Genomic DNA, 19,065 nt, shown 5'->3' with positions numbered 1-19,065 from the left:
CTCAAGCGCCCAGCACGTGGCGGGCCACGAAGACCGTGGCGAAACCGGCCCCCATGAAAGCCGCGGTGGCGACCAGCGACCGCGGGGACAGCCGGGAGATGCCGCAAACGCCGTGACCGCTGGTGCAGCCGGCGCCGTAGCGGGTGCCCACGCCAACCAACAGGCCGGCGGCCACGAGGGCACCGTAGCTGGCGTCGATGTCAGGGCGCGGCAGGCTGGCGAACGCTGAATACAACAGCGGCGCATCCAACAGCCCGATCACGAATGCGATGCGCCAGCCGATGTCGCCGCGCTGCGGACGCAGCAAACCACCCAGGATGCCGCTGATGCCGGCGATGCGGCCGTTGAACAGCACGAAGATGGCGGCCGCCAGGCCGATCGCGATGCCGCCGGCGGCGGCATGCCAGGGTGTGAACGTGCTCCAGGCGATGTTCATGGTCACTCCTTGGGGCAGTAGAGCTTGTAGACGAGGGCCAGGACTTCCAGCAGCGCCGGATCCGCCACGCTGTAGAAGACGTTCTTGCCCTCCTTGCGGGTGGCGACGACGCCCTGGTTGCGCAAGACGCCGAGCTGCTGCGAAAGCGTGGGCTGGTGGATGTCCAGTTCCTCCTCGAGGTCACCGACGCACATCTCGCCCTGCGACAGCTGGCACAGGAGCAGCAGGCGCTCCTGGTTGGCCAGCACCTTCAGGGCCGACACGGCATCGGCGGCGGCCGCCCGCAGGCGTCCGGGATCGATCTTCTGGTTTCGCGGCATGGATCGGTCTTGAACTACTTGAAAATATTATATCCAAGAACATAATATGGCGGCAGATTTTCAAGGAGCCTCGATGACCCGCCCCCGCATCCAGCCTTTCTTCGACGCCGGCACCGGAACCGTCAGCTATGTGGTGTCCGACCCGGCCACCGGACGCGCCGCCATCATCGACCCGGTCCTGGACTATGACTTCAAGTCAGGCGAAACCAGCACCAGGTCGGCTGACGAGGTGCTCGCCTATCTGGGTCGGGAGGCGCTGGAGGTCGACTGGATCCTCGAGACGCACGCGCACGCCGACCATCTGTCCGCGGCGCGCCATCTGCAGGAGCGCGTCGGCGGCCGCGTTGCGATCGGCCAAAACATCACGGAGGTGCAGGACGTCTTTCGCAAGCTGTACAACCTGGAGCGCACCTTCCTGCCGGATGGCAGCCAGTTCGACCATCTGTTCAAGGATGGCGAGCGGTTCCGCATCGGCGAGCTGGAAGTGACGGCGCTGCTGGTGCCGGGGCACACGCCGGCCGACATGGCGTACCTGGTGGACGACGCTGTGTTCGTGGGCGACACGCTCTTCATGCCGGACGTGGGCACCGCGCGCGCCGACTTTCCCGGCGGTGATGCGCGCCAGCTGTATCGCTCGATCCGGCGGCTGCTGGAGCTGCCGCCCGCCACGCGGGTGTTCGTCTGCCACGACTATCCGCCCGGCAGCCGCGCGCCCGGGTGGGAGACCAGTGTGGCCGAACAGCGGCAAAGGAACATCCATGTGCGTGACGGCGTCACCGAGGAGGCGTTCGTGGAAATGCGGCGCCGGCGTGACGCCACCCTCGAGATGCCTGCGCTGATCCTGCCGTCGATCCAGGTGAACGTGAGGGGCGGGCAACTGCCGCCGGCCGACGACAACGGCATCGCTTACCTGCGGATCCCGGTGAACGCGCTGCGCCGGCGAGTGCGCTGAACGCGATGCGATGCGGTCCGTTTGACATGGATCAACCACGAAGCCGCGGCGCGTTCCACATTGGCAGTCGGGCGGGTGCCAAAGGGCGCCGGCGCCCCAAGTCTCGATTGTTGAAAGGGCCAACATGACTGCAAACACCGGCAATGTGGATCGCATGCTCAGAGCGATGGTGGGGCTCGTCCTCATCGGCCTGGCCATGACGGGCATCGTGGGCGCGTGGGGCTGGATCGGCATCGTGCCGCTGGCCACGGGCGCCTTCGGGTTCTGCCCGTTGTACTCGATGCTCGGCATCAACACCTGCGGCGTGAAGCCATAGGGGAGTTCGGGATCGCCGCGCTTGCCTGGCGCCCGCGTCGCGATGGGCACCAGGCCAGGGGCCTGCCAAGGCAGCGACTGCGCTCAGCGCGCGATGCCGAGGCGCCAGGCGAAGCGCCGCGCACCGCGCGGGGATGCAGGTGGACGGGAAGGGGCGAGGCGGCGTGCGCGCTGATGCCGCTCAAGCGGATGGTCCGCCGGCCCGGTCCGGAGGAGGACCTCCTGCCTTGCTGCGATAGATCACGTGGTAGGCCAGTCCCACCAGCACGCTGCCTCCGAGCAGGTTGCCGGCGATCACGATGGCAAGGTTCGCGCCCATCCCTGCCAACGTGACGACCGGTGTGCCGGCCCCAGGCCCGCTGCCGGACTGCACCAGCATCGCCAGCGGCATCAGGTACATGTTGGCGATGCTGTGTTCGAAACCTGCGGCCACGAACGCGGTGATCGGAAAGACCACCGCGACAGCCTTGTCGGTGACGCTGCGCCCGGCCATCGCCATCCAGACCGCCATGCAGACCAGGACGTTGCACATCACTGCGCGGAAGAAGGCTTCCTGCCAGGGCAGGTCCTGCTTGGCCAGCGCGATGCGCACCACGGTCCGCCCGACCGCGCCCGCCCCCATGCCGGTATGCCCGCTCAGGTCGACGAGCAGCGCAAGGCCTGCCGCGCCCACGAAATTGGCTGCGCACACCACCACCCAGTTGCGCAACACCTGGGCGGAGGTGATCTTTCGGTCCGCCCAGGCCATCGCCAGCAGGTTGTTGCCGGTGAAAAGCTCGGCGCCCGCCACCACCACCAGAAGCAGTCCGAGAGAGAACACCAGGCCGGAGACCAGCTGCGACGCGGCAAGTCCCAGGCTGGCATCCGAACGGACGATGACGGACAGCATCGCCCCGAGGCCGATGAAGGCTCCGGCCAGCACGCCGAGCATCGCCAGCGGAAGCAGCGCCATCTGCGCCTTGGCGACGCCGACCGTTTCGATGCGGCGCGCGACTTCGCTCGGCGAGTAGGCATCGGACCCGTAGATTTCGGTGGTCATCGTTACCGTGGCTTCGTACCTGCGTCTGTCAGGACAGGATGCAGCGGGCCAGCTGCCTGGCTGCCTTGAGGCCGGGCCAGCCGGCATGACCAGCGGCAGCCGAAGCCCGTGCGTCAGCTTCGGCGCCGCGGGGCCATGTTCACCGCGGCTTCTGCTGCTCCTCGCCGCGGATGGAAAGCACCGGCACGGGGGCCTGGCGGATGACCTGCTCCGCCCCACTGCCCAGGAGCACGCGTCCGATGCCACGCCTGCCATGGGTGCCCACGACGATCAGGTCCGCTTCGAAGCGCCGCGCCTCTTCGGCGACCTGGTCGCCCAAGCGCTGGCCGGGCGCTTCCATGAGCTTCGTATCCGCGGGTACGCCCGCGGCCCGTGCGATGTCCAGGCCCTCCTGAAGCACCTTTTCGGCATAGCCGCGGCACTCCTGGAGCACGTCCGCGCTGTATTCGAAGCCGCTCATGTACGCGAGTTCGTCGAAAGAATGCACCAGCCGCACGCGCCCGCCGCTCTCGCGCGCCAGCTGGAGGGCGGTGACGAGGGCCTTGCCCGAGGTCGGGCTGCCGTCGACGGGGATGAGGATGCGATGGAACATGGCGCGCTCCTTTCGGTGTGAGGAATGCAAATGTTAGGAGCCTATTCGCGAACGTGGCTTGCGCAAGATCAATCGCGGCCGGTGTCCCGTGATCCGGCCCTTGGCCGCCACTGCAGGCAGGATGCTGATCCGCCGCTTGATGCATGTCAACCGCCGCTCGGCGTCGCCGCCTAGAGTCGACCGTCATGGACAGCGTCTCCCAGGGATTGACGACGGCCGAGGCGCAGGCCCGGCTGCGCCGCTTCGGACCCAACGCCTCGGCGGACGCCGAAGACCATGGCATCCGCCGCGTGCTCGCCGGCATCGCGGCGGAGCCGATGTTCCTGCTGCTGCTCGCCGCCGCGGGCGTCTATCTCGTGATCGGCAATCTCGGCGAAGGCCTCCTGCTGGCGTGCTTCGCGGTGCTTTCCGTGGGACTGGTCCTGCTGCAGCAGTACCGGGGGGAGCGGGCCCTGCAGGCGCTGAACGCGCTGGCCGTGCGCCATGTGCGTGTGCTGCGGGACGGCGGCATCCACCGGGTCGCGAGCGTGGAGGTGGTGCCCGGCGACGTGATGCTGCTCGCGGAGGGCGAGCGCATCGCCGCGGACGCGGTGCTGCGCGAGGCGAACGCCCTGCAGGTGGATGAGTCCCTGCTCACCGGTGAATCGCTGCCCGTGCGCAAGCGTGCGGACACGCCGGCGCAGCCTGCACCGATCCCGGGCGGCGACGACTCCCCTCATGTCTTCGCTGGAACCCTCGTCGTGGGAGGCCACGGCGTCGCCGAAGTCACGCAGACGGGAGGCGGCACGCAGATGGGCCGCATCGGCGCGTCCTTGGCCGGCATCGACACGCAGTCCACCCCACTGCAAGTGCAGCTGGGCCGCCTGGTCCGGCAGTTCGGCTGGGTGGCACTGGCGCTCAGCGCGCTGCTGGTGCTTTGGCATGGGGTGGTGCGGCAGGACTGGCTGCAGGGGCTCCTGTCCGCGCTGGCCTTCGCCATGGCCATGCTGCCGGAGGAAATCCCGATGGTCCTGACCATTTTCATCGGGCTGGCCGCATGGCGCATGGCGCGCCTGCAGGTGCTGGCGCGCCGGCCGGCGGTGATCGAGGCGCTCGGCGCCATCACGTTCCTGTGCGTGGACAAGACCGGCACGCTCACCGAAAACCGGCAGCAGCTGCGCCGGCTGGTCACCAGCGACGCCGATGTGGATTTCGCCACGGATTCCTTCCTGCCCGGTTCCGTGCAAGCGCTGCTCGAATATGGCGTGCTGGCCTCGCGCCGTGGCAGCGTCGACCCGCTGGACGTGGCGCTGCTGGCCAGCGGCGACGCTGCGCTCCCTGCGGACCGGCTTCACCAGGGCTGGAGCTTGCGCCAGGAATATGCACTCACGCCCGAGCTTCCGGCCATGGCGCAGGTCTGGCGGCGTCCGGACGGCCAACAGGAAATTGCGGCGAAAGGGGCGGCCGAGGCGATCGCCGGCCTGTGCCACCTCGATGCGCGCGCCCGCGCGGCGCTGCTGGTGCAGGTCGAAGCGCTGGCGGGCCAGGGCCTGCGCGTGCTGGCGGTGGCGCGCTCCCCTGCCGGCGAGGGGCCGCTGCCATCCAGCCAGGCCGGCTACGACTTCACGCTGGTGGGCCTCGTGGGTTTCGAGGATCCCCTGCGCGCCGATGTCCCGCAGGCGCTGCAGGTCGCGCGCGCGGCGGGCATCGCGGTCGTGATGATCACGGGGGACCATGCGGCCACCGCGCTGGCCATCGCCCGCCAGGCGGGCATCGACACCCAAGCCGGCGCCCTGACCGGAGGGCAGCTGGCCCGCATGGACACGCAGGCGCTGCGTGAAGCGGTACGGCAGACGCGGGTGTTCGCGCGGGTGCTGCCGCAGCAGAAGCTCGCGCTGGTGCAGGCCCTGCAGGCCAACGGGGAAACAGTGGCCATGACAGGCGATGGCGTGAACGACGCGCCGGCGCTGAAGGCGGCGCACGTCGGCATTGCCATGGGCAGGCGCGGCACCGACGTCGCGCGCGAGGCGGCCGGCCTTGTGCTGCTGGACGAGAACGTGACGCGCATCGTCGAAGGCGTGCGCACGGGCCGCCGCACCTTCGACAACCTGCGCCACGCCATGACCTACATCGTGGCCATCCACGTGCCCATTGCCGGGCTGGCGCTGCTGCCGCTGCTCTTTGGCCTGCCACCTGTGTTGTTGCCGGCGCACGTGGTGTTGACCGAGATGGTGGTGGATCCCATGTGTTCTTTTGCCTTCGAAGGCGTGGCGGAGCGCGGCGACATCATGCGGCGACCGCCCCGGCCGCCGCGCGAGGACCTGCTGGGCCGCGCCACGCTGTACCAGGGCCTGGCCGAGGGCGTCCTGTTGCTGGCCGCCATCCTGGTGGTCTACGTTGCGGGCTTGCGGACACTCGATGCGGCGCAGGCCCGCACGCTGGCTGTCGTGGGGCTGACCGCCGGGAACCTGCTGCTCGTGTGGGTGAATACCGGTCCCCACCACCGGCGACAGCCCGCCCGGAAGGCGCTGTGGCTGGTCAGCGCGGGCGCGGCGCTCGCGCTGGTTGCGGCCATCGCCTGGCCGCCGCTGCGCGGGCTGTTGCAGTTCGGCGTGCCACCGGTCGCCGGTTTGCTGGCCGCCCTGGCGGGCGCCGGCGCCGCAGTCCTGGCTGCGGCGGCGCTGTCGGGACGACGCGCGACGTCACAGCGGCGGTGATGGGGTGCCGGACGGCTTGCCGCTGCGGGCTGCGTTTGATGCAGCGCAAGGCGCAGCGTGACAGCAGGTGTACCTTGTGGCACCTGTTCCGTCCTGCAGGAGATTCCCATGCGTCCTTTCCACCAGACCGTCGGATCGCTCGACCAGTGGCTGCCACAGCCCGACCCTGACGCATGAACACGCAAGTCGCGTCCCATGAGCCTCATTCCCAAGCGCTCGACCTGCCACTGAAGACCGCCCTGGCGCGCACGGCGCACGGGATCTCGCCCGCCTCCGTGGCGATGGCCCACGCAGACTGGCTCACCCACCTGCTGGTCTCACCCTCCAGGCAATCGGAGCTCGCGTCGAGCGCGCTGCAGAAGTCCTTGCTGTGGCTGCGCTTTGCCAGCCAGGCCTGGGCCGGCCCATGCGCGCCGTGCGCGGAACCGATGCCCGGCGACAAGCGCTTTGCCAGAAGCGATTGGCAGTTGCCCTTCTTTGCCACGCTCGCCCAGGGCTTCCTGCTCACGGAGCAGTGGTGGGACGAAGCCACCCGCGGCGTGCGCGGCGTGTCCCGGCATCACGAGGAAGTGGCGTCCTTCACCGTCCGGCAGTGGCTGGACATGCTCTCGCCGTCCAACTTCGCGGCATTGAATCCGGAGGTGATCCGCGGGACACTCGCCAGCGGGGGCGCCAACCTCGCCACGGGCCTTGCCAACTTCTGGCGTGACGCGATCGCCGTTGCGGCAGGCGGGCCGCCGCGCGGGGTCGAAGCCTTCCGGCCCGGCGAAGGTGTCGCGCTCACCCCCGGCAAGGTCGTGCATCGCAACCACCTCATGGAATTGATCCAGTACGAGCCGGCCACGGAACGGGCGCAGAAGGAGCCGCTGCTGATCGTGCCGTCGTGGATCATGAAGTACTACATCCTCGACCTCACGCCCGACGATTCGCTGGTGCGCTACCTCGTGTCGCAGGGGCATACCGTGTTCATGATCTCGTGGCGCAACCCCGGCGCCGACGATCGGAACCTGGGTCTCGACGACTACGTGGAGACGGGCGTGTTGCAGGCCCTCGCTGAAGTGCGCAGGATCAGGCCGGGAACGCAGGTGCACGCCGCCGGTTACTGCCTGGGCGGCACGCTGCTCGCCGTGGCCGCCGCGCTGCTGGGAAAACGGCGCGACCCGGTGCTCAGGACGGTCACGCTGCTGGCGGCCCAGGTGGACTTCGAGGAGCCCGGCGAACTGGGCCTGTTCATGGACGAAAGCCAGGTCGCATTGCTGGAAGACCTCATGGCGGAGCGCGGCTACCTGGACGGACGCGAGATGGCGGGCGCGTTCCAGCTGATCAACTCGAAGGACCTCGTCTGGTCCAAGCTGGTCCACGAGTACCTGATGGGAGCCCGGACCCCGATGACGCCCATGCGCGCCTGGAACGCGGACGCGACGCGCTTGCCGGCAAGGATGCACAGCGAATACCTGCGTCGCCTGTATCTCGAGAACCACCTGGCCGAGAATACGTACGCGGTGCATGGCGAGACGGTGAGCTTGCGCGACATCCGCGTTCCGCTGTTCGTGGTGGCCACCGAGAGGGATCATGTCTCGCCCTGGCGCTCGGTGTACAAGGTGCTGCCCCTGGTGAGCGCGCCGTCGGACTTCGTGCTGGTCTCCGGCGGCCACAACGTGGGCATCGTCAGTCCGGCCGACGGTCCCCTGGCTTTTGCAGAAGCGGCCTATCGGCATGCGTCGCACGCACGGCACGAGGCGCCGCTGGATGCGCAGGATTGGCTGGGCAGCGCGCCAGCCGCTGCGCGGGGCTCCTGGTGGACGTGCTGGAGTCAGTGGCTGGGTCGACACTCGTCCGGAACGGTTCCGGCAAAGCCGGTCACGAAAGTCCGCTTGTCCGGCAAGGTGGTGCCGGCGCCGGGCGCCTATGTGCTCGTCCCGTAGTTGAATGTCAGTGCCGGTGCTGGTGGTGCGCATCCGGCGCGTGCGGATGCGCATGCTGGGTCGGCTCGTGGACATGGGCGTGGCTGTGGACGCCCGCCGGCATCGGATCATGCGCGTGGCCGTGATGCCCGTCCGCGTGATCGTGGGCGTGCTCGTGCTCCATCCGCGCATGTTCGTGTTCGTGCCCGTGGCGCTCCAACAGGTGCAGGCACACGCCCAGTGCCATCAGTCCCCCTGCCGCCGCCATGAGCCAGCCCCCCGAGCGGTCGCCCAAGGCCAGGGCGCCCAAGGCTCCGATGAAGGGGGCGCAGGCGAAGACCGATCCCGTGCGGGCCGCGCCGAAGCTGCGCTGCGCCAGCAGGTAAAAGCGCAGGGACAGCCCGTAGCCTGTCGCCCCGATCGCGAGCAGGCCCAGGGCCGCAGGAACGCCGGGGAGCGGCTCCCCGAACGCCAGGGCCAGCGCGAACGTGGCGAAGGCGCCCAAGGCGCACTTCGCCATCACCACCTGGCCGGGGTCGCGCTCGGCGAGCGCGCGCGAAGCCGTGTTGTCCGCGCCCCAGGCGGCCGTGGCCACGAGCACGGCGAGCAGTCCCGCCAGCTGGGCGGAGCCGGAGGCCGCTTGATCGAGTGCCAGCAAGGCGCCTCCGCCAAGCAGCAAGAGCATGGCCGCCCACACGCGTCGATCCATCGTCTCGCGGTACAGCCAGCGCGCGAGCACGGCGGTGAACAGGGCTTCGAGCGTGAGCATGAGAGAGGCCCCCGCACCGCTGGCCCGCTGCAAGCCCCACGCCAAGGCGACGGGGCCGATCACCGCGCCGAAGAAGGCGACGAGGAGCAGCCGCGGCACGTCGGATCGGGCGAGCGCGGCCTCGCGCCCGGCGCCCTTGCGCAGCAGCGCGCCAACGCTGGTCGCCCCCGCATAGAGCAGGCAAGCCGTGGTGAAGGGGCCCACGCCCTTGCCGAGGAACTGGAGCAAGGGCGTGGAAAGGCCGAAGAGCGTGGCGGCGACCAGCGCGAGCAGGCCGCCGGCGGAGGCAGGGGTCATCGTCGCAGCACGCGGGCCAGGCGATGCTGGCCGTGGGCAGCCATTGCAACGCCAAGGCCGCCCGCCTGCGGTGCGGCAAGGGCGGTCAAGGCCTGGAGCCGATCGGGTTGCGGTGGCTGCCTCAGTTCAGGTCCTTGTCCTTCCACGCCTTCAGGCCCGACACGGCGGCGCCCGCCTGCAGGCCTGACTTGGTCAGCGCGTACATCCTGCCGCCGGTGAAGTTGCCGGCCCCTGCCTTGACGTTGGCCGAGCTGCCGCCCGTACCGGCGCCCGCGGCGGCGCCGGCCGACGCGTCCCAGCCCTTGTCGACGAAATCGGTCAGTGCCTTCGGGGTTTCGAACACGAAGAGATAACGCGTGCCGGAAGCACCGAGCTGCACGCCGGCGCTCGCCTGCGCAATGCTCATGTACGTGTCCTGCGAAGTCTTGTTGTCGTGCGCGATGCCCTTGCCGCCGGCCCCGCCCAGGCCGAAGCTCAGGCCGAAGGTCGTGAACACCGCGTAGCCGGGTGCCTTGGCGACCATGTCCTGGAGCTTGGGGTCGGACTTGTAGAAGTCCTGGAGAGCCTCCATGGCCTTGGCCTTGACCTCGGTCTGCCTGGAAGATTTCTGGTCCTGCGCGCGGACCGAGGCGCCGACGAGCACGGCCGTCGCACCGATGAGTAATTGACGTCGTTGCATGCGACCTCCATGAGACGATGACGAAGGGACACGGGCACACGCGGGTGGCAGCACCACAGCCGCACGCGCATTGTGAGACGCCCGCGCGGGGATCTGAATGGGACCTAGGTCTTATGGTCTTGACCGCCGGCGCGCGACTCAGTCCCCGGGTCGGTGGAGCAGCTTCGCCGCGGCGAAGACATCCTCGGTGTTGATCATGCGCGTCGAGCAGGCCAGCAGTTCATTGCCCACTTCCACCGCCTCGCCAAGCAACTGCTGCCAGCATCGGGCGGCGTCCTCCAGGTCGGCGCGCAGCAGCTCGGTCTGTACTGCAAGGGCGTCTTCCGGGCGCGGCGACGCGCCCAGCTGGCCGTTGGCGGCGGCATGCCGCTGGACAACCTGCTGGGTCGCCTGCGCCTGGATCCTGCGCATGGCTTCGAAGCCGCGGACCAGGGTGGCCGTTCCTTCGGTGCCCACGGCAAACTGCTGTTGCGCCAATTGCGTGCCCCAGTTCCATGCCGCCGGGGTGGCGGCTGCCGGGGTGGTGGACGGGGTCGCGGGCTTGCTCTTCAGCGTCATGATTGCTCCTTCATGATGCGATCGCATCGGATCCATTGTGCGACTTGCACGCCCAATGGGCCAGCGTGTGCGCGTGGCATATTCGAAGTCTGGCGGTGGACGACAATGCCGCAGGGGTGAACGGATGATCGACAAGATTGCGAAATCGGTGGCGGAAGCGATTGGCGAAGTGAAGGATGGCGCAACCATCCTGGTGGGCGGTTTCGGCACGGCCGGCATTCCCGACGCCCTGATCGACGGGCTGATCGAGCGCGGCGGCAAGGATTTCACCATCGTCAACAACAACGCCGGCAACGGCACCACCGGCCTGGCGCGGCTGTTGCAGCTCGGCCGTGTGCGCAAGATCATCTGCAGCTTCCCGCGGCAGGCCGACTCGTTCGTCTTCGACGAGCTGTACCGTAGCGGCAAGCTCGAGCTGGAGCTCGTACCGCAAGGCAACATCGCCGAGCGCTGCAGGGCGGCTGGCGCCGGCATCGGCGCCTTCTACACGGCCACCGGCGTGGGCACCCCGCTGGCCAAGGGCAAGGAAGTGCGCAACATCGGCGGCCGCGATTACGTGCTCGAGTACCCGATCCACGGCGACATCGCCCTGATCAAGGCACACCGCGGCGATCGCTGGGGCAACCTCACGTACCGGCTGGCCGCGCGCAACTTCGGGCCGGTGTTCGCCACGGCGGCGAAGCACACGGTGGCCTCGGTGCACGAAATCGTGGAACTGGGCGAGCTGGACCCGGAGACCATCGTCACGCCGGGCATCTTCGTCAAGAAGATCGTGAAGATCCCCTACGTGCCCACCCAGTCGGGCGGTATCCGCGAGGAGAAGTGAACATGCCGAACTACAAGCTGCGCACGCGCGACGAACTCGCCCGGCGCATCGCCATGGACATCCCCGAAGGCGCGCTGGTCAACCTGGGCATCGGCATGCCCACCATGGTGGCCAACCACCTGCCGGCGGACAAGGAGATCCTGCTGCACTCCGAGAACGGCATCGTCGGCATGGGGCCGGCGCCCGCGAAGGGCGGCGAGGATTACGACCTGATCAACGCGGGCAAGCAGCCGGTCACCTTGCAGAAGGGCGCTTCGATCGTGCACCACGCCGACAGCTTCGCCATCATGCGCGGCGGCCACCTCGACATCTCGGTGCTCGGCGCCTTCCAGGTTTCCATGGCCGGCGATCTTGCCAACTGGCACACCGGCGAAGAGGACGCGATCCCCGCCGTGGGCGGCGCGATGGACCTGGCGGTCGGCGCGCGCAGCACCTGGATCAGCATGAACCTGCTGACCAAGGAGGGCCAGAGCAAGATCGTGGCGCAGTGCGGTTATCCGCTGACCGGCGTGGCCTGCGTCAAGCGCGTGTACACGGACCACGGCACGTTCGCGCCGGCCGGTGACCACCTCGCCGTGATCGACCTGGTCGAAGGCCTCACGCTCGCGGAGGCGCAAAAGCTGGTCGGGCTGCCGCTGCGCGCCGCCTGAGGACGCGCCATGGTTGAAGCCACGAACGCGCGCATCACGCCCGGACTGCTGGCGCGCTTGCGCGAATGGGAAGGGCGCAGCGAGGCGCTCACCGACGACGTGACGCCGGCGCCGGTCCGCGCCCTGTCTGCCACGCTCGACCGCGACGACGCCGATCCCGCGCCGGGCACGCCGCTGCCGCCCTTGTGGCATTGGCTCTACTTCCTGCCGCGGCATCGCCAGAGCGAGCTGGGCCCGGACGGCCACGCCCGCCTCGGCGGCTTCCTGCCCCCCGTGCCGTTGCCACGCCGCATGTGGGCGGGCGGCCGGTTGCAGTGGAATGCGCCGCTCCAGGTGGGCGATGCGATCGAGCGCAACTCCCGCATCGTCTCCGTCACGCACAAGGCGGGGCGCACCGGCGACCTGGTCTTCGTGCTGGTGCGTCACGAGGTGCGCAATGCGGGCGGCGTGGCTGTGACCGAGGAGCACGACATCGTCTACCGGGCGCCGCCGCAGCCCGGCGACGCGGTTCCACCGCCACAGGCGGCCCCGGGCGAGTCCGCGTGGAGCCGCGAGATCGTGCCCGACGACGTGCTGCTGTTCCGCTATTCCGCGTTGACGTTCAACGGGCACCGCATCCACTACGACCGCCAATACGTGACCGAAGTCGAGGGCTACCCGGGCCTCGTCGTGCATGGCCCCCTGATCGCAACGCTGCTGGTCGACCTGCTGCGCCGCGAAATGCCGCAGGCGAAGCTGCGCAGCTTCAGCTTCAAGGCCGTGCGACCTACCTTCGACCTGCATGCCTTCCGGGTCCGCGGCCAGCCTTCGCCGGATGGCCGCAACGTCCGCTTGTGGGCGCAGGACCACGAAGGCTGGCTCACCATGCAGGCCGACGCCACGATCGAATGACATGAAAACCGAGATCCCCGCGCCCGACGCGCACCAGGAAATGCGCGAGGCCCTGCGCGCCATGTGCCGCGGCTTCGACTCTGCCTACTGGCAGAAGGTGGACAACGACCGCGGCTATCCCGAAGCGTTCGTCGATGCGCTGACCGAAGCGGGCTGGATGGCGGCGCTGATCCCCGCCGAATACGGCGGCTCCGGGCTCGGCCTGGCCGAAGCCTCGGTGATCATGGAAGAGGTCAACTACTCCGGCGGCAACGCGGGGGCGCTGCACGGCCAGATGTACAACATGGGCACGGTGCTGCGGCATGGCTCCGACCGGCAAAAGCAGCAATACCTGCCGGCCATCGCCAGCGGCAAGCTGCGGCTGCAGTCGATGGCGGTGACGGAGCCCACGACCGGCACCGACACCACGCAGCTCAGGACCACCGCGGTGCGCAAGGGCGATCGCTACGTCGTGAACGGCCAGAAGGTGTGGATCTCGCGCATCCAGCACTCCGACCTGATGATCCTGCTGGCGCGCACCACGCCGCTGGCCGATGTGCGCAAGAAGAGCGATGGCATGAGCATCTTCATCGTCGACCTGCACCAGGCGCTGGGCAAGGGCATGACGGTGCGGCCGATCCAGAACATGGTGAACCACGAGACCAACGAGGTGTTCTTCGACAACCTGGAGATCCCGGCCGACAACCTGATCGGCGAGGAAGGGCAGGGCTTCAAGTACATCCTGACCGGGCTGAACGCGGAGCGCACGCTGATCGCGGCGGAATGCATCGGCGACGCGTACTGGTTCATCGACAAGGCGCGCCGCTATGCCAGCGAACGCGTCGTGTTCAACCGCCCGATCGGCCAGAACCAGGGCGTGCAGTTCCCCATCGCCGACGCCTACATCGAGACCGAAGCCGCCAACCTGATGCGCTTCAAGGCCTGCGCGCTGTTCGACGCCGGCAAGCCCTGCGGCGGCGAAGCCAACATGGCCAAGTACCTGGCGGCCAAGGCCTCGTGGGAGGCGGGCAACGTGTGCCTGCAGACCCATGGCGGCTTCGGGTTCGCGCACGAATACGACGTCGAGCGCAAGTTCCGGGAAACGCGCCTGTACCAGGTGGCGCCGATCTCCACCAACCTGATCTATTCGTACGTGGCCGAGCACCTGCTGGGGCTGCCGAGGAGCTTTTGATGCCGCGTCCACTGGACGGCATCCTGGTCGTCTCGCTCGAACACGCCATCGCGGCCCCGTTCTGTACGCGGCAGCTTGCCGACCTGGGCGCCCGCGTGATCAAGGTGGAGCGTCCCGGCAGCGGCGACTTCGCGCGCGCCTACGACGATCGGGCCAGCGGCCTGTCATCGCATTTCGTCTGGGTGAACCGGTCGAAGGAAAGCCTGACGCTGGACCTCAAGCAGCCGGCGGCCTTGCGGGTGCTGATGGACCTGCTGGCGCGGGCCGACGTGCTGGTGCAGAACCTGGCCCCTGGCGCCGCGGCCCGCATGGGGCTCGGCTACGCGCAACTGAGTGGACTGCATCCGCGATTGGTGGTGTGCGACGTGTCCGGCTACGGCAACGACGGCCCCTATCGCGACAAGAAGGCCTACGATCTGTTGATCCAGAGCGAAGCCGGCTTCCTGTCGGTGACGGGCACGCCGCAGGAGCCGAGCAAGTCGGGCAACTCCATAGCCGACATTGCCGCCGGCATGTACGCATACAGCAGCGTGCTGGCGGCCTTGCTGCAGCGGCAGAAGACCGGACGCGGCTCCCATGTCGATGTCTCGATGCTGGAGTCGCTGGGCGAGTGGATGGGCTTTCCCATGTACTACGCGTACGAGGGCGCCGAGCCGCCGCCGCGAAGTGGCGCGTCGCACGCGACCATCTATCCCTATGGCCCTTTCGAGGCGGGCGACGGCAAGACGGTGATGCTGGGGTTGCAGAACGAGCGCGAATGGAAGGTGTTCTGCGAAAAGGTGTTGGTGCAGCCGGCACTCGCCGCCGACCCGCGCTTCGATGCCAACGCCAAGCGCAATGCCAACCGGGGCGCCTTGAAGGAGATCATCCTGTCGGCGTTCCGGGAGATGAGCGCGGAGCAGGTCATCGCGCGCCTCGAAGACGCGCAGATCGCCAATGCGCACGTCAACACCGTGGGCGACATGTGGTCGCATCCGCAATTGCGCGCGCGCGAGCGCTTCCGCCAAGTCGGCTCACCGGCCGGCGAGATCGAGGCGCTGCTGCCGCCCGGGGTCAACAGCAGCTTCGACTACCGGATGGATCCGATCCCGGCCGTCGGCGAGCATACGCAGGCCATCCTGCTGGAGTTGGGGCGCGGCGACAGCGAGATCCAGGCGCTGCGAGGCGCCGGGGCGATCTGAGGGGCGCGCCTTTCAACCGAAAATCACGTCGGAGGCCGTCAGGGGGATGCCCGACCAGGGCCGTTGCGCCCGTCCTGCACAATCCACCCTCGCATGCAGTTACAGGACATCCTCTACTCCCAGGGCTTCGGCCCGCGCCGCCTGTGCACGGGCCTGCTGCAAAACGGCCTGGTGGCCGTGAACGGCGAGACCGTCACCGATCCGGCAGCGGACTTCGAACCGGATGGCCTGCGTTTCTCCGTCGAAGGCAAGTCATGGGAGTACCACGCCAAGGCCTACCTCGTGCTGCACAAGCCGGGCGGGTACGAATGCTCGCAAAAGCCTTCCGCCTGGCCCAGCATCTACACGCTGTTGCCGGCGCCGCTGCGCCAGCGCCCCGTCAAGGGCGGCCAGCCGGGCGTGCAGGCCATCGGCCGGCTGGACCAGGACACGACGGGCATGCTGCTCCTGAGCGACGACGGCGCTTTCATCCATCGCATGAGTTCGCCCAGGCACCACGTGCCGAAGGTGTACGAGGTCGGCACGGCCGATCCGGTGGATGCGAAGCAGGTCGCGCGGCTGCTGGCAGGCGTGGTGCTCGATGACGACCCGCGGCCGGTGCAGGCGGCCGCGTGCGAGGCTACCGGCGAACATGGTTTGCGACTGACCTTGACCGAAGGCAAGTACCACCAGGTCAAGCGGATGCTGGCGGCGGTGGGCAACCGGGTCGTCACGCTGCACCGGTCCCGCATGGGCAGTTTGGCGCTTCCTGACGACCAGGCGCCGGGCCAGTGGCGCTGGCTCACCCCGGAACAACTGGTGGCGGTCGCCGATCGGGGACAATAGCGGCCACCGTCCACCCATGGGTGCCCCGGCGCGTTGTACGCCCATGCCCTGAGTAACCTGCGCCCAAGTGAAACCTCTGTCCCTGTGCCGCGCCTGGCTTGCCGCCGGCCTGCTGCTTCCCCTGCTGGCCTTTGGCCAGGCCGCGCCGATCTTCGTGCTCAATTCGCTGGACGCGGACGTGAGCGTCATCGACCCGGTGAGCTGGCGCGAGGTGCGCCGCATCCCCACCGGCAAGGAGCCGCACCACCTGTACATGACGCCGGACGAAAAGTCGCTGCTGGTCGCCAATGCATCGTCCGACACTCTGACCTTCATCGACCCGCGCACGGCGCTGGTCCAGAAGATCGTGCGTGGCGTGATCGACCCCTACCACCTGCGTTTTTCCCCCGACATGAAGTGGCTGGTCACCGCCGGCAACCGCCTGCAGCACGTCGACCTGTATCGCTGGGACGGCACCGACCTGGCGCTCGTCAAACGCATCCCCACCGGCAAGACGCCCAGCCACATCTTCATCGACAGCGCCAGCACGGTGGCCTACGTGACGATGCAGGACAGCGACGAGCTGGTCGCCGTGGACCTGGCCAGGCAGGAGATCCGCTGGCGCATCAAGACCGGCCCCATGCCCGCTGACATCTACGTCACCGCGGACGACAAGACGCTGCTGGTCGGCCTGACGGGCAGCGACAGCGTGGAAGTCTTCGACGTCAGCGGGCCGCAGCCGAAGTCGGTGCGCCGCATCCGCACCGGCGACGGCGCGCATGCCTTCCGCGCCGCCGGCGACCGCCGCCACGTCTACCTCAGCAACCGGGTGGCCAACACCATCAGCAAGATCGACCTCACCACGCTGCAAGTGGTGGACACCTACCCGGCCCCGGGTGGCCCGGACTGCATGGAGGTCATGGGCGGCGGCCGCTACCTGCTGGTCACCTCCCGATGGGCGCGCAAGCTCACCGTCATCGACACGGAGGCGCGCCAGGTCGTGCGGCAGGTGCGGGTCGGCAAGTCGCCGCACGGCGTCTGGACCCTGGACCACGCGCCGAGGCAGTGATGGGGTTGCCGGGCGCGCTGCGCGGGCTGGCATGGGCGCTGCTGGTGCCGGCGGCCGTGGCGCAACCGGCGTGCAGGCAACCGGTCTACCTGACGCTGGACACCGGCCACATGGGCGTGGCCCCGTTGATCGCCGAGGTCCTGAACCGCCAGCAGGTCAAGGTGACTTTCTTCGCCGCCAACGAGAAGACGCAGGAGGGCGATGGCAGCCTGGGGGCGCACTGGGCGCCCTGGTGGAAGGCGAGGGCGGCCGAGGGCCACGCGTTCGCCTCGCACACCTGGGACCACACCTACTGGCGCGCCGACCTGCCGGGCGACCCGCCGCGCTTTCGCGTGCGGCCTTCCGCCGGCGCCGCGGCCGGCAAGGACTTCACGGTCACGGCCGCCGAGTACTGCGCGGAGATCACCCGGGCGGCCCGGCGGCTGGAAGAAATCACGGGCCAGCGGCCTTTGCCGCTGTTCCGCGCGCCGGGGGGCAAGACTTCCGCCAAACTGCTGGCCGTGGCACGATCCTGCGGATATGCCCACGTGGCGTGGGCGCCCGCCGGCTTCCTGGGCGACGAACTCCCCAGCGAGACGGCGAGCAACCAGCAACTGCTGGCCAAGGCGCTGCGTGACGTGCGCAGTGGCGACATCCTGGTGGCGCACCTGGGCATCTGGTCCCGCAAGGACCCCTGGGCGCCGGCCGTGCTGGAGCCGCTGATCACGGGCCTGAAGGCCAAGGGTTTTTGTTTTGCGACATTGCGCGACCATCCTGACTACCGGGACTGGGTCACGCGCGTTAGATGACCATGCAGTGGATCCAGGACTTGTTTGAAAAGGCCCAGCAGGGGCTGTTCGAGATCGCCATCCAGCCGATCCTGTTTTCGTTCGGGCTGGGCAATTTCCTCGAGGACGGCTACACGGCCACCGGCTGGCTGCTGGTCGGCCTCCTCCAGATAGCCGTGCTGCTGGCCATCATCGGCCCGCTGCAGCGCTGGCGGCCGGTGGAGCCGATGGTGGACGCGCAGGCCGTCCGCACCGATGTGCTCTACACGCTGCTGCACCGGCTGGGCCTGTTCCGGGTGGCGCTGTTCTTCAGCGTCGAGCCCCTGTTCGACGACATGTTCGGCGCGCTGCGCGTGGCCGGCCTGAACACCGTCCACATCGACCAGTTCATGGCCGGCGTCACGGACCGTCCCTTCATCAGCTTCGTGATGTACCTGGTGGTGTTCGACTTCGTCGACTACTGGATCCACCGGGGCCAGCACGGCCTGAACTGGTGGTGGAGCCTGCATTCGCTGCACCACTCGCAGCGGCAGATGACGATGTGGAGCGACAACCGCAACCACCTGCTGGACGACCTGCTGCGCGACAGCCTGCTGGTGATCGTGGGGCAGCTGATCGGCGTGGGGCCGGGGCAGTTCGTCGCCATCGTCGCGATCGCGCAGCTGAGCGAAAGCCTGCAGCACGCCAACGTGCGGCTGCACTTCGGCCGCATCGGCGAGCGGCTGTGGATCAGCCCGCGCTTCCACCGGCTGCACCACAGCATCGGCATCGGCCACGAGCGCAACGCCTCCGGCGAGCTGCTGCCCAATGGCCGCAGCCCGGCGCTGGGCGGCCACAACTTCGGCGTGCTGCTGCCGTGGTGGGACGTGCTGTTCCGCACCGCCAACTTCGAGCTGCGCTGGGACCCCACCGGCGTGCGCGACCAGGTGGAGCAGGGCCGCAATTACGGCGGCGGCTTCTGGTCGCAGCAGTGGCTGGGGGTGAAGCGGCTGGTGGGGAAGGCATAGGCGGGGTCGCTGCGCGAACCCGCCCTACGTCACCTGCGCCCTACGTCACCTGCGCCCTCTCCCGCTTGCGGGAGAGGGTTGGGGTGAGGGTGGTGGCGCGCTTGCCCCTCACCCCAGCCCTCTCCCCAGAGGGGAGAGGGAG

Annotated in this window: 20 protein-coding genes; 13 read left to right on the top strand and 7 right to left on the bottom strand. The window is 68.7% G+C overall.

Going from position 1 to position 19,065, the window contains the following annotated elements; translation table 11 throughout:
- Position 1 precedes the first annotated feature (1 nt).
- Complete coding sequence (locus WG902_RS09160) at positions 2-436, bottom strand: YeeE/YedE family protein (protein ID WP_340059717.1); 435 nt, start codon at positions 434-436, stop codon at positions 2-4.
- A 2-nt stretch (positions 437-438) separates the two neighbouring features.
- Positions 439-756, bottom strand: a complete 318-nt coding sequence (locus WG902_RS09155) for an ArsR/SmtB family transcription factor (protein WP_340059716.1) — start codon at positions 754-756, stop codon at positions 439-441.
- Positions 757-829: 73 nt separating this feature from the next.
- Between WG902_RS09155 and WG902_RS09150 the strand changes: the two genes are divergently transcribed.
- Positions 830-1,708: an MBL fold metallo-hydrolase gene (locus WG902_RS09150; protein WP_340059715.1), complete on the top strand. Its 879-nt coding sequence runs from the start codon at positions 830-832 to the stop codon at positions 1,706-1,708.
- 124 nt (positions 1,709-1,832) lie between these two features.
- Positions 1,833-2,024 carry a YgaP family membrane protein gene (locus WG902_RS09145; RefSeq protein WP_340059714.1) on the top strand — a complete coding sequence of 64 codons (192 nt, stop codon included), beginning with the start codon at positions 1,833-1,835 and terminating at the stop codon, positions 2,022-2,024.
- 180 nt (positions 2,025-2,204) lie between these two features.
- Here WG902_RS09145 and WG902_RS09140 read toward each other — a convergent pair whose 3' ends face one another.
- Both WG902_RS09140 and WG902_RS09135 read right to left on the bottom strand, forming a co-directional pair.
- Positions 2,205-3,062: a formate/nitrite transporter family protein gene (locus tag WG902_RS09140; protein ID WP_340059713.1), complete on the bottom strand. Its 858-nt coding sequence runs from the start codon at positions 3,060-3,062 to the stop codon at positions 2,205-2,207.
- A gap of 139 nt (positions 3,063-3,201) precedes the next feature.
- Positions 3,202-3,654: a universal stress protein gene (locus tag WG902_RS09135; protein ID WP_340059712.1), complete on the bottom strand. Its 453-nt coding sequence runs from the start codon at positions 3,652-3,654 to the stop codon at positions 3,202-3,204.
- 185 nt (positions 3,655-3,839) lie between these two features.
- Here WG902_RS09135 and WG902_RS09130 point away from each other — a divergent pair, with 185 nt between their 5' ends.
- Together WG902_RS09130 and WG902_RS09125 are read left to right on the top strand one after the other, a co-directional pair.
- The gene (locus WG902_RS09130) at positions 3,840-6,350 is read left to right on the top strand and encodes a cation-translocating P-type ATPase (RefSeq protein ID WP_340059711.1); all 2,511 of its coding nucleotides are present in this window, start codon (positions 3,840-3,842) and stop codon (positions 6,348-6,350) included.
- Positions 6,351-6,523: 173 nt separating this feature from the next.
- Positions 6,524-8,275 carry a PHA/PHB synthase family protein gene (locus WG902_RS09125; RefSeq protein ID WP_340059710.1) on the top strand — a complete coding sequence of 584 codons (1,752 nt, stop codon included), beginning with the start codon at positions 6,524-6,526 and terminating at the stop codon, positions 8,273-8,275.
- 7 nt (positions 8,276-8,282) lie between these two features.
- Here WG902_RS09125 and WG902_RS09120 read toward each other — a convergent pair whose 3' ends face one another.
- The 3 genes from WG902_RS09120 to WG902_RS09110 form a co-directional block, all read right to left on the bottom strand.
- Positions 8,283-9,320: a DMT family transporter gene (locus WG902_RS09120; protein WP_340059708.1), complete on the bottom strand. Its 1,038-nt coding sequence runs from the start codon at positions 9,318-9,320 to the stop codon at positions 8,283-8,285.
- 121 nt (positions 9,321-9,441) lie between these two features.
- Positions 9,442-9,999: a YSC84-related protein gene (locus WG902_RS09115; RefSeq protein ID WP_340059707.1), complete on the bottom strand. Its 558-nt coding sequence runs from the start codon at positions 9,997-9,999 to the stop codon at positions 9,442-9,444.
- 138 nt (positions 10,000-10,137) lie between these two features.
- Positions 10,138-10,557, bottom strand: a complete 420-nt coding sequence (locus tag WG902_RS09110; RefSeq protein ID WP_340059706.1) for a phasin family protein — start codon at positions 10,555-10,557, stop codon at positions 10,138-10,140.
- A 124-nt stretch (positions 10,558-10,681) separates the two neighbouring features.
- On the opposite strand from WG902_RS09110, the gene WG902_RS09105 reads away from it, so the two are divergent.
- From WG902_RS09105 to WG902_RS09065, 9 genes are all read left to right on the top strand, one after another.
- Positions 10,682-11,383, top strand: coding sequence for a 3-oxoacid CoA-transferase subunit A (locus tag WG902_RS09105; protein ID WP_340059705.1), 702 nt, complete (start codon positions 10,682-10,684; stop codon positions 11,381-11,383).
- Between the two features lie 2 nt (positions 11,384-11,385).
- A complete protein-coding gene (locus WG902_RS09100) occupies positions 11,386-12,033 on the top strand; it encodes a 3-oxoacid CoA-transferase subunit B (RefSeq protein ID WP_340059703.1) in 648 nt (215 codons plus the stop codon).
- A gap of 9 nt (positions 12,034-12,042) precedes the next feature.
- A complete protein-coding gene (locus WG902_RS09095; RefSeq protein ID WP_340059702.1) occupies positions 12,043-12,924 on the top strand; it encodes an FAS1-like dehydratase domain-containing protein in 882 nt (293 codons plus the stop codon).
- A 1-nt stretch (position 12,925) separates the two neighbouring features.
- The gene (locus WG902_RS09090) at positions 12,926-14,095 is read left to right on the top strand and encodes an acyl-CoA dehydrogenase family protein (protein ID WP_340059701.1); all 1,170 of its coding nucleotides are present in this window, start codon (positions 12,926-12,928) and stop codon (positions 14,093-14,095) included.
- Complete coding sequence (locus WG902_RS09085) at positions 14,095-15,276, top strand: CaiB/BaiF CoA transferase family protein (RefSeq protein WP_340059700.1); 1,182 nt, start codon at positions 14,095-14,097, stop codon at positions 15,274-15,276. Before WG902_RS09090 ends, WG902_RS09085 begins: the two co-directional genes overlap by 1 nt.
- Before the next feature lie 93 nt (positions 15,277-15,369).
- Entirely contained in the window at positions 15,370-16,101 is a 732-nt protein-coding gene (locus tag WG902_RS09080) for a pseudouridine synthase (RefSeq protein ID WP_340059699.1), read from the top strand.
- A gap of 67 nt (positions 16,102-16,168) precedes the next feature.
- Positions 16,169-17,149, top strand: a complete 981-nt coding sequence (locus tag WG902_RS09075; RefSeq protein ID WP_445263674.1) for a YncE family protein — start codon at positions 16,169-16,171, stop codon at positions 17,147-17,149.
- Complete coding sequence (locus WG902_RS09070; protein WP_340059698.1) at positions 17,149-17,937, top strand: polysaccharide deacetylase family protein; 789 nt, start codon at positions 17,149-17,151, stop codon at positions 17,935-17,937. The genes WG902_RS09075 and WG902_RS09070 overlap by 1 nt, the downstream gene beginning before the upstream one ends.
- A 2-nt stretch (positions 17,938-17,939) precedes the next feature.
- On the top strand, positions 17,940-18,923 hold the full coding sequence (locus WG902_RS09065) for a sterol desaturase family protein (RefSeq protein WP_340060178.1): 984 nt from the start codon (positions 17,940-17,942) through the stop codon (positions 18,921-18,923).
- The last annotated feature ends 142 nt before the right edge of the window (positions 18,924-19,065 follow it).

The organism is Ramlibacter sp. PS3R-8 (assembly GCF_037572435.1).
GTDB lineage: Bacteria > Pseudomonadota > Gammaproteobacteria > Burkholderiales > Burkholderiaceae_C > Ramlibacter.
The sequence above is the reverse complement of the archived record's forward strand: the minus strand, read 5'-3'. Positions and strand labels throughout refer to the sequence as shown.

Bases quoted from the DNA above. Each gene is read 5' to 3' on its own strand.
- WG902_RS09130 (WP_340059711.1), top strand. From the start codon at position 3,840: ATGGACAGCGTCTCCCAGGGATTGACGACGGCCGAGGCGCAGGCCCGG.
- WG902_RS09105 (WP_340059705.1), top strand. From the start codon at position 10,682: ATGATCGACAAGATTGCGAAATCGGTGGCGGAAGCGATTGGCGAAGTG.
- WG902_RS09120 (WP_340059708.1), bottom strand. From the start codon at position 9,320: ATGACCCCTGCCTCCGCCGGCGGCCTGCTCGCGCTGGTCGCCGCCACG.
- WG902_RS09115 (WP_340059707.1), bottom strand. From the start codon at position 9,999: ATGCAACGACGTCAATTACTCATCGGTGCGACGGCCGTGCTCGTCGGC.
- WG902_RS09125 (WP_340059710.1), top strand. From the start codon at position 6,524: ATGAACACGCAAGTCGCGTCCCATGAGCCTCATTCCCAAGCGCTCGAC.
- WG902_RS09070 (WP_340059698.1), top strand. From the start codon at position 17,149: ATGGGGTTGCCGGGCGCGCTGCGCGGGCTGGCATGGGCGCTGCTGGTG.
- WG902_RS09065 (WP_340060178.1), top strand. From the start codon at position 17,940: ATGCAGTGGATCCAGGACTTGTTTGAAAAGGCCCAGCAGGGGCTGTTC.
- WG902_RS09145 (WP_340059714.1), top strand. From the start codon at position 1,833: ATGACTGCAAACACCGGCAATGTGGATCGCATGCTCAGAGCGATGGTG.
- WG902_RS09140 (WP_340059713.1), bottom strand. From the start codon at position 3,062: ATGACCACCGAAATCTACGGGTCCGATGCCTACTCGCCGAGCGAAGTC.
- WG902_RS09135 (WP_340059712.1), bottom strand. From the start codon at position 3,654: ATGTTCCATCGCATCCTCATCCCCGTCGACGGCAGCCCGACCTCGGGC.
- WG902_RS09090 (WP_340059701.1), top strand. From the start codon at position 12,926: ATGAAAACCGAGATCCCCGCGCCCGACGCGCACCAGGAAATGCGCGAG.
- WG902_RS09100 (WP_340059703.1), top strand. From the start codon at position 11,386: ATGCCGAACTACAAGCTGCGCACGCGCGACGAACTCGCCCGGCGCATC.
- WG902_RS09155 (WP_340059716.1), bottom strand. From the start codon at position 756: ATGCCGCGAAACCAGAAGATCGATCCCGGACGCCTGCGGGCGGCCGCC.
- WG902_RS09150 (WP_340059715.1), top strand. From the start codon at position 830: ATGACCCGCCCCCGCATCCAGCCTTTCTTCGACGCCGGCACCGGAACC.
- WG902_RS09085 (WP_340059700.1), top strand. From the start codon at position 14,095: ATGCCGCGTCCACTGGACGGCATCCTGGTCGTCTCGCTCGAACACGCC.
- WG902_RS09160 (WP_340059717.1), bottom strand. From the start codon at position 436: ATGAACATCGCCTGGAGCACGTTCACACCCTGGCATGCCGCCGCCGGC.
- WG902_RS09080 (WP_340059699.1), top strand. From the start codon at position 15,370: ATGCAGTTACAGGACATCCTCTACTCCCAGGGCTTCGGCCCGCGCCGC.
- WG902_RS09110 (WP_340059706.1), bottom strand. From the start codon at position 10,557: ATGACGCTGAAGAGCAAGCCCGCGACCCCGTCCACCACCCCGGCAGCC.
- WG902_RS09095 (WP_340059702.1), top strand. From the start codon at position 12,043: ATGGTTGAAGCCACGAACGCGCGCATCACGCCCGGACTGCTGGCGCGC.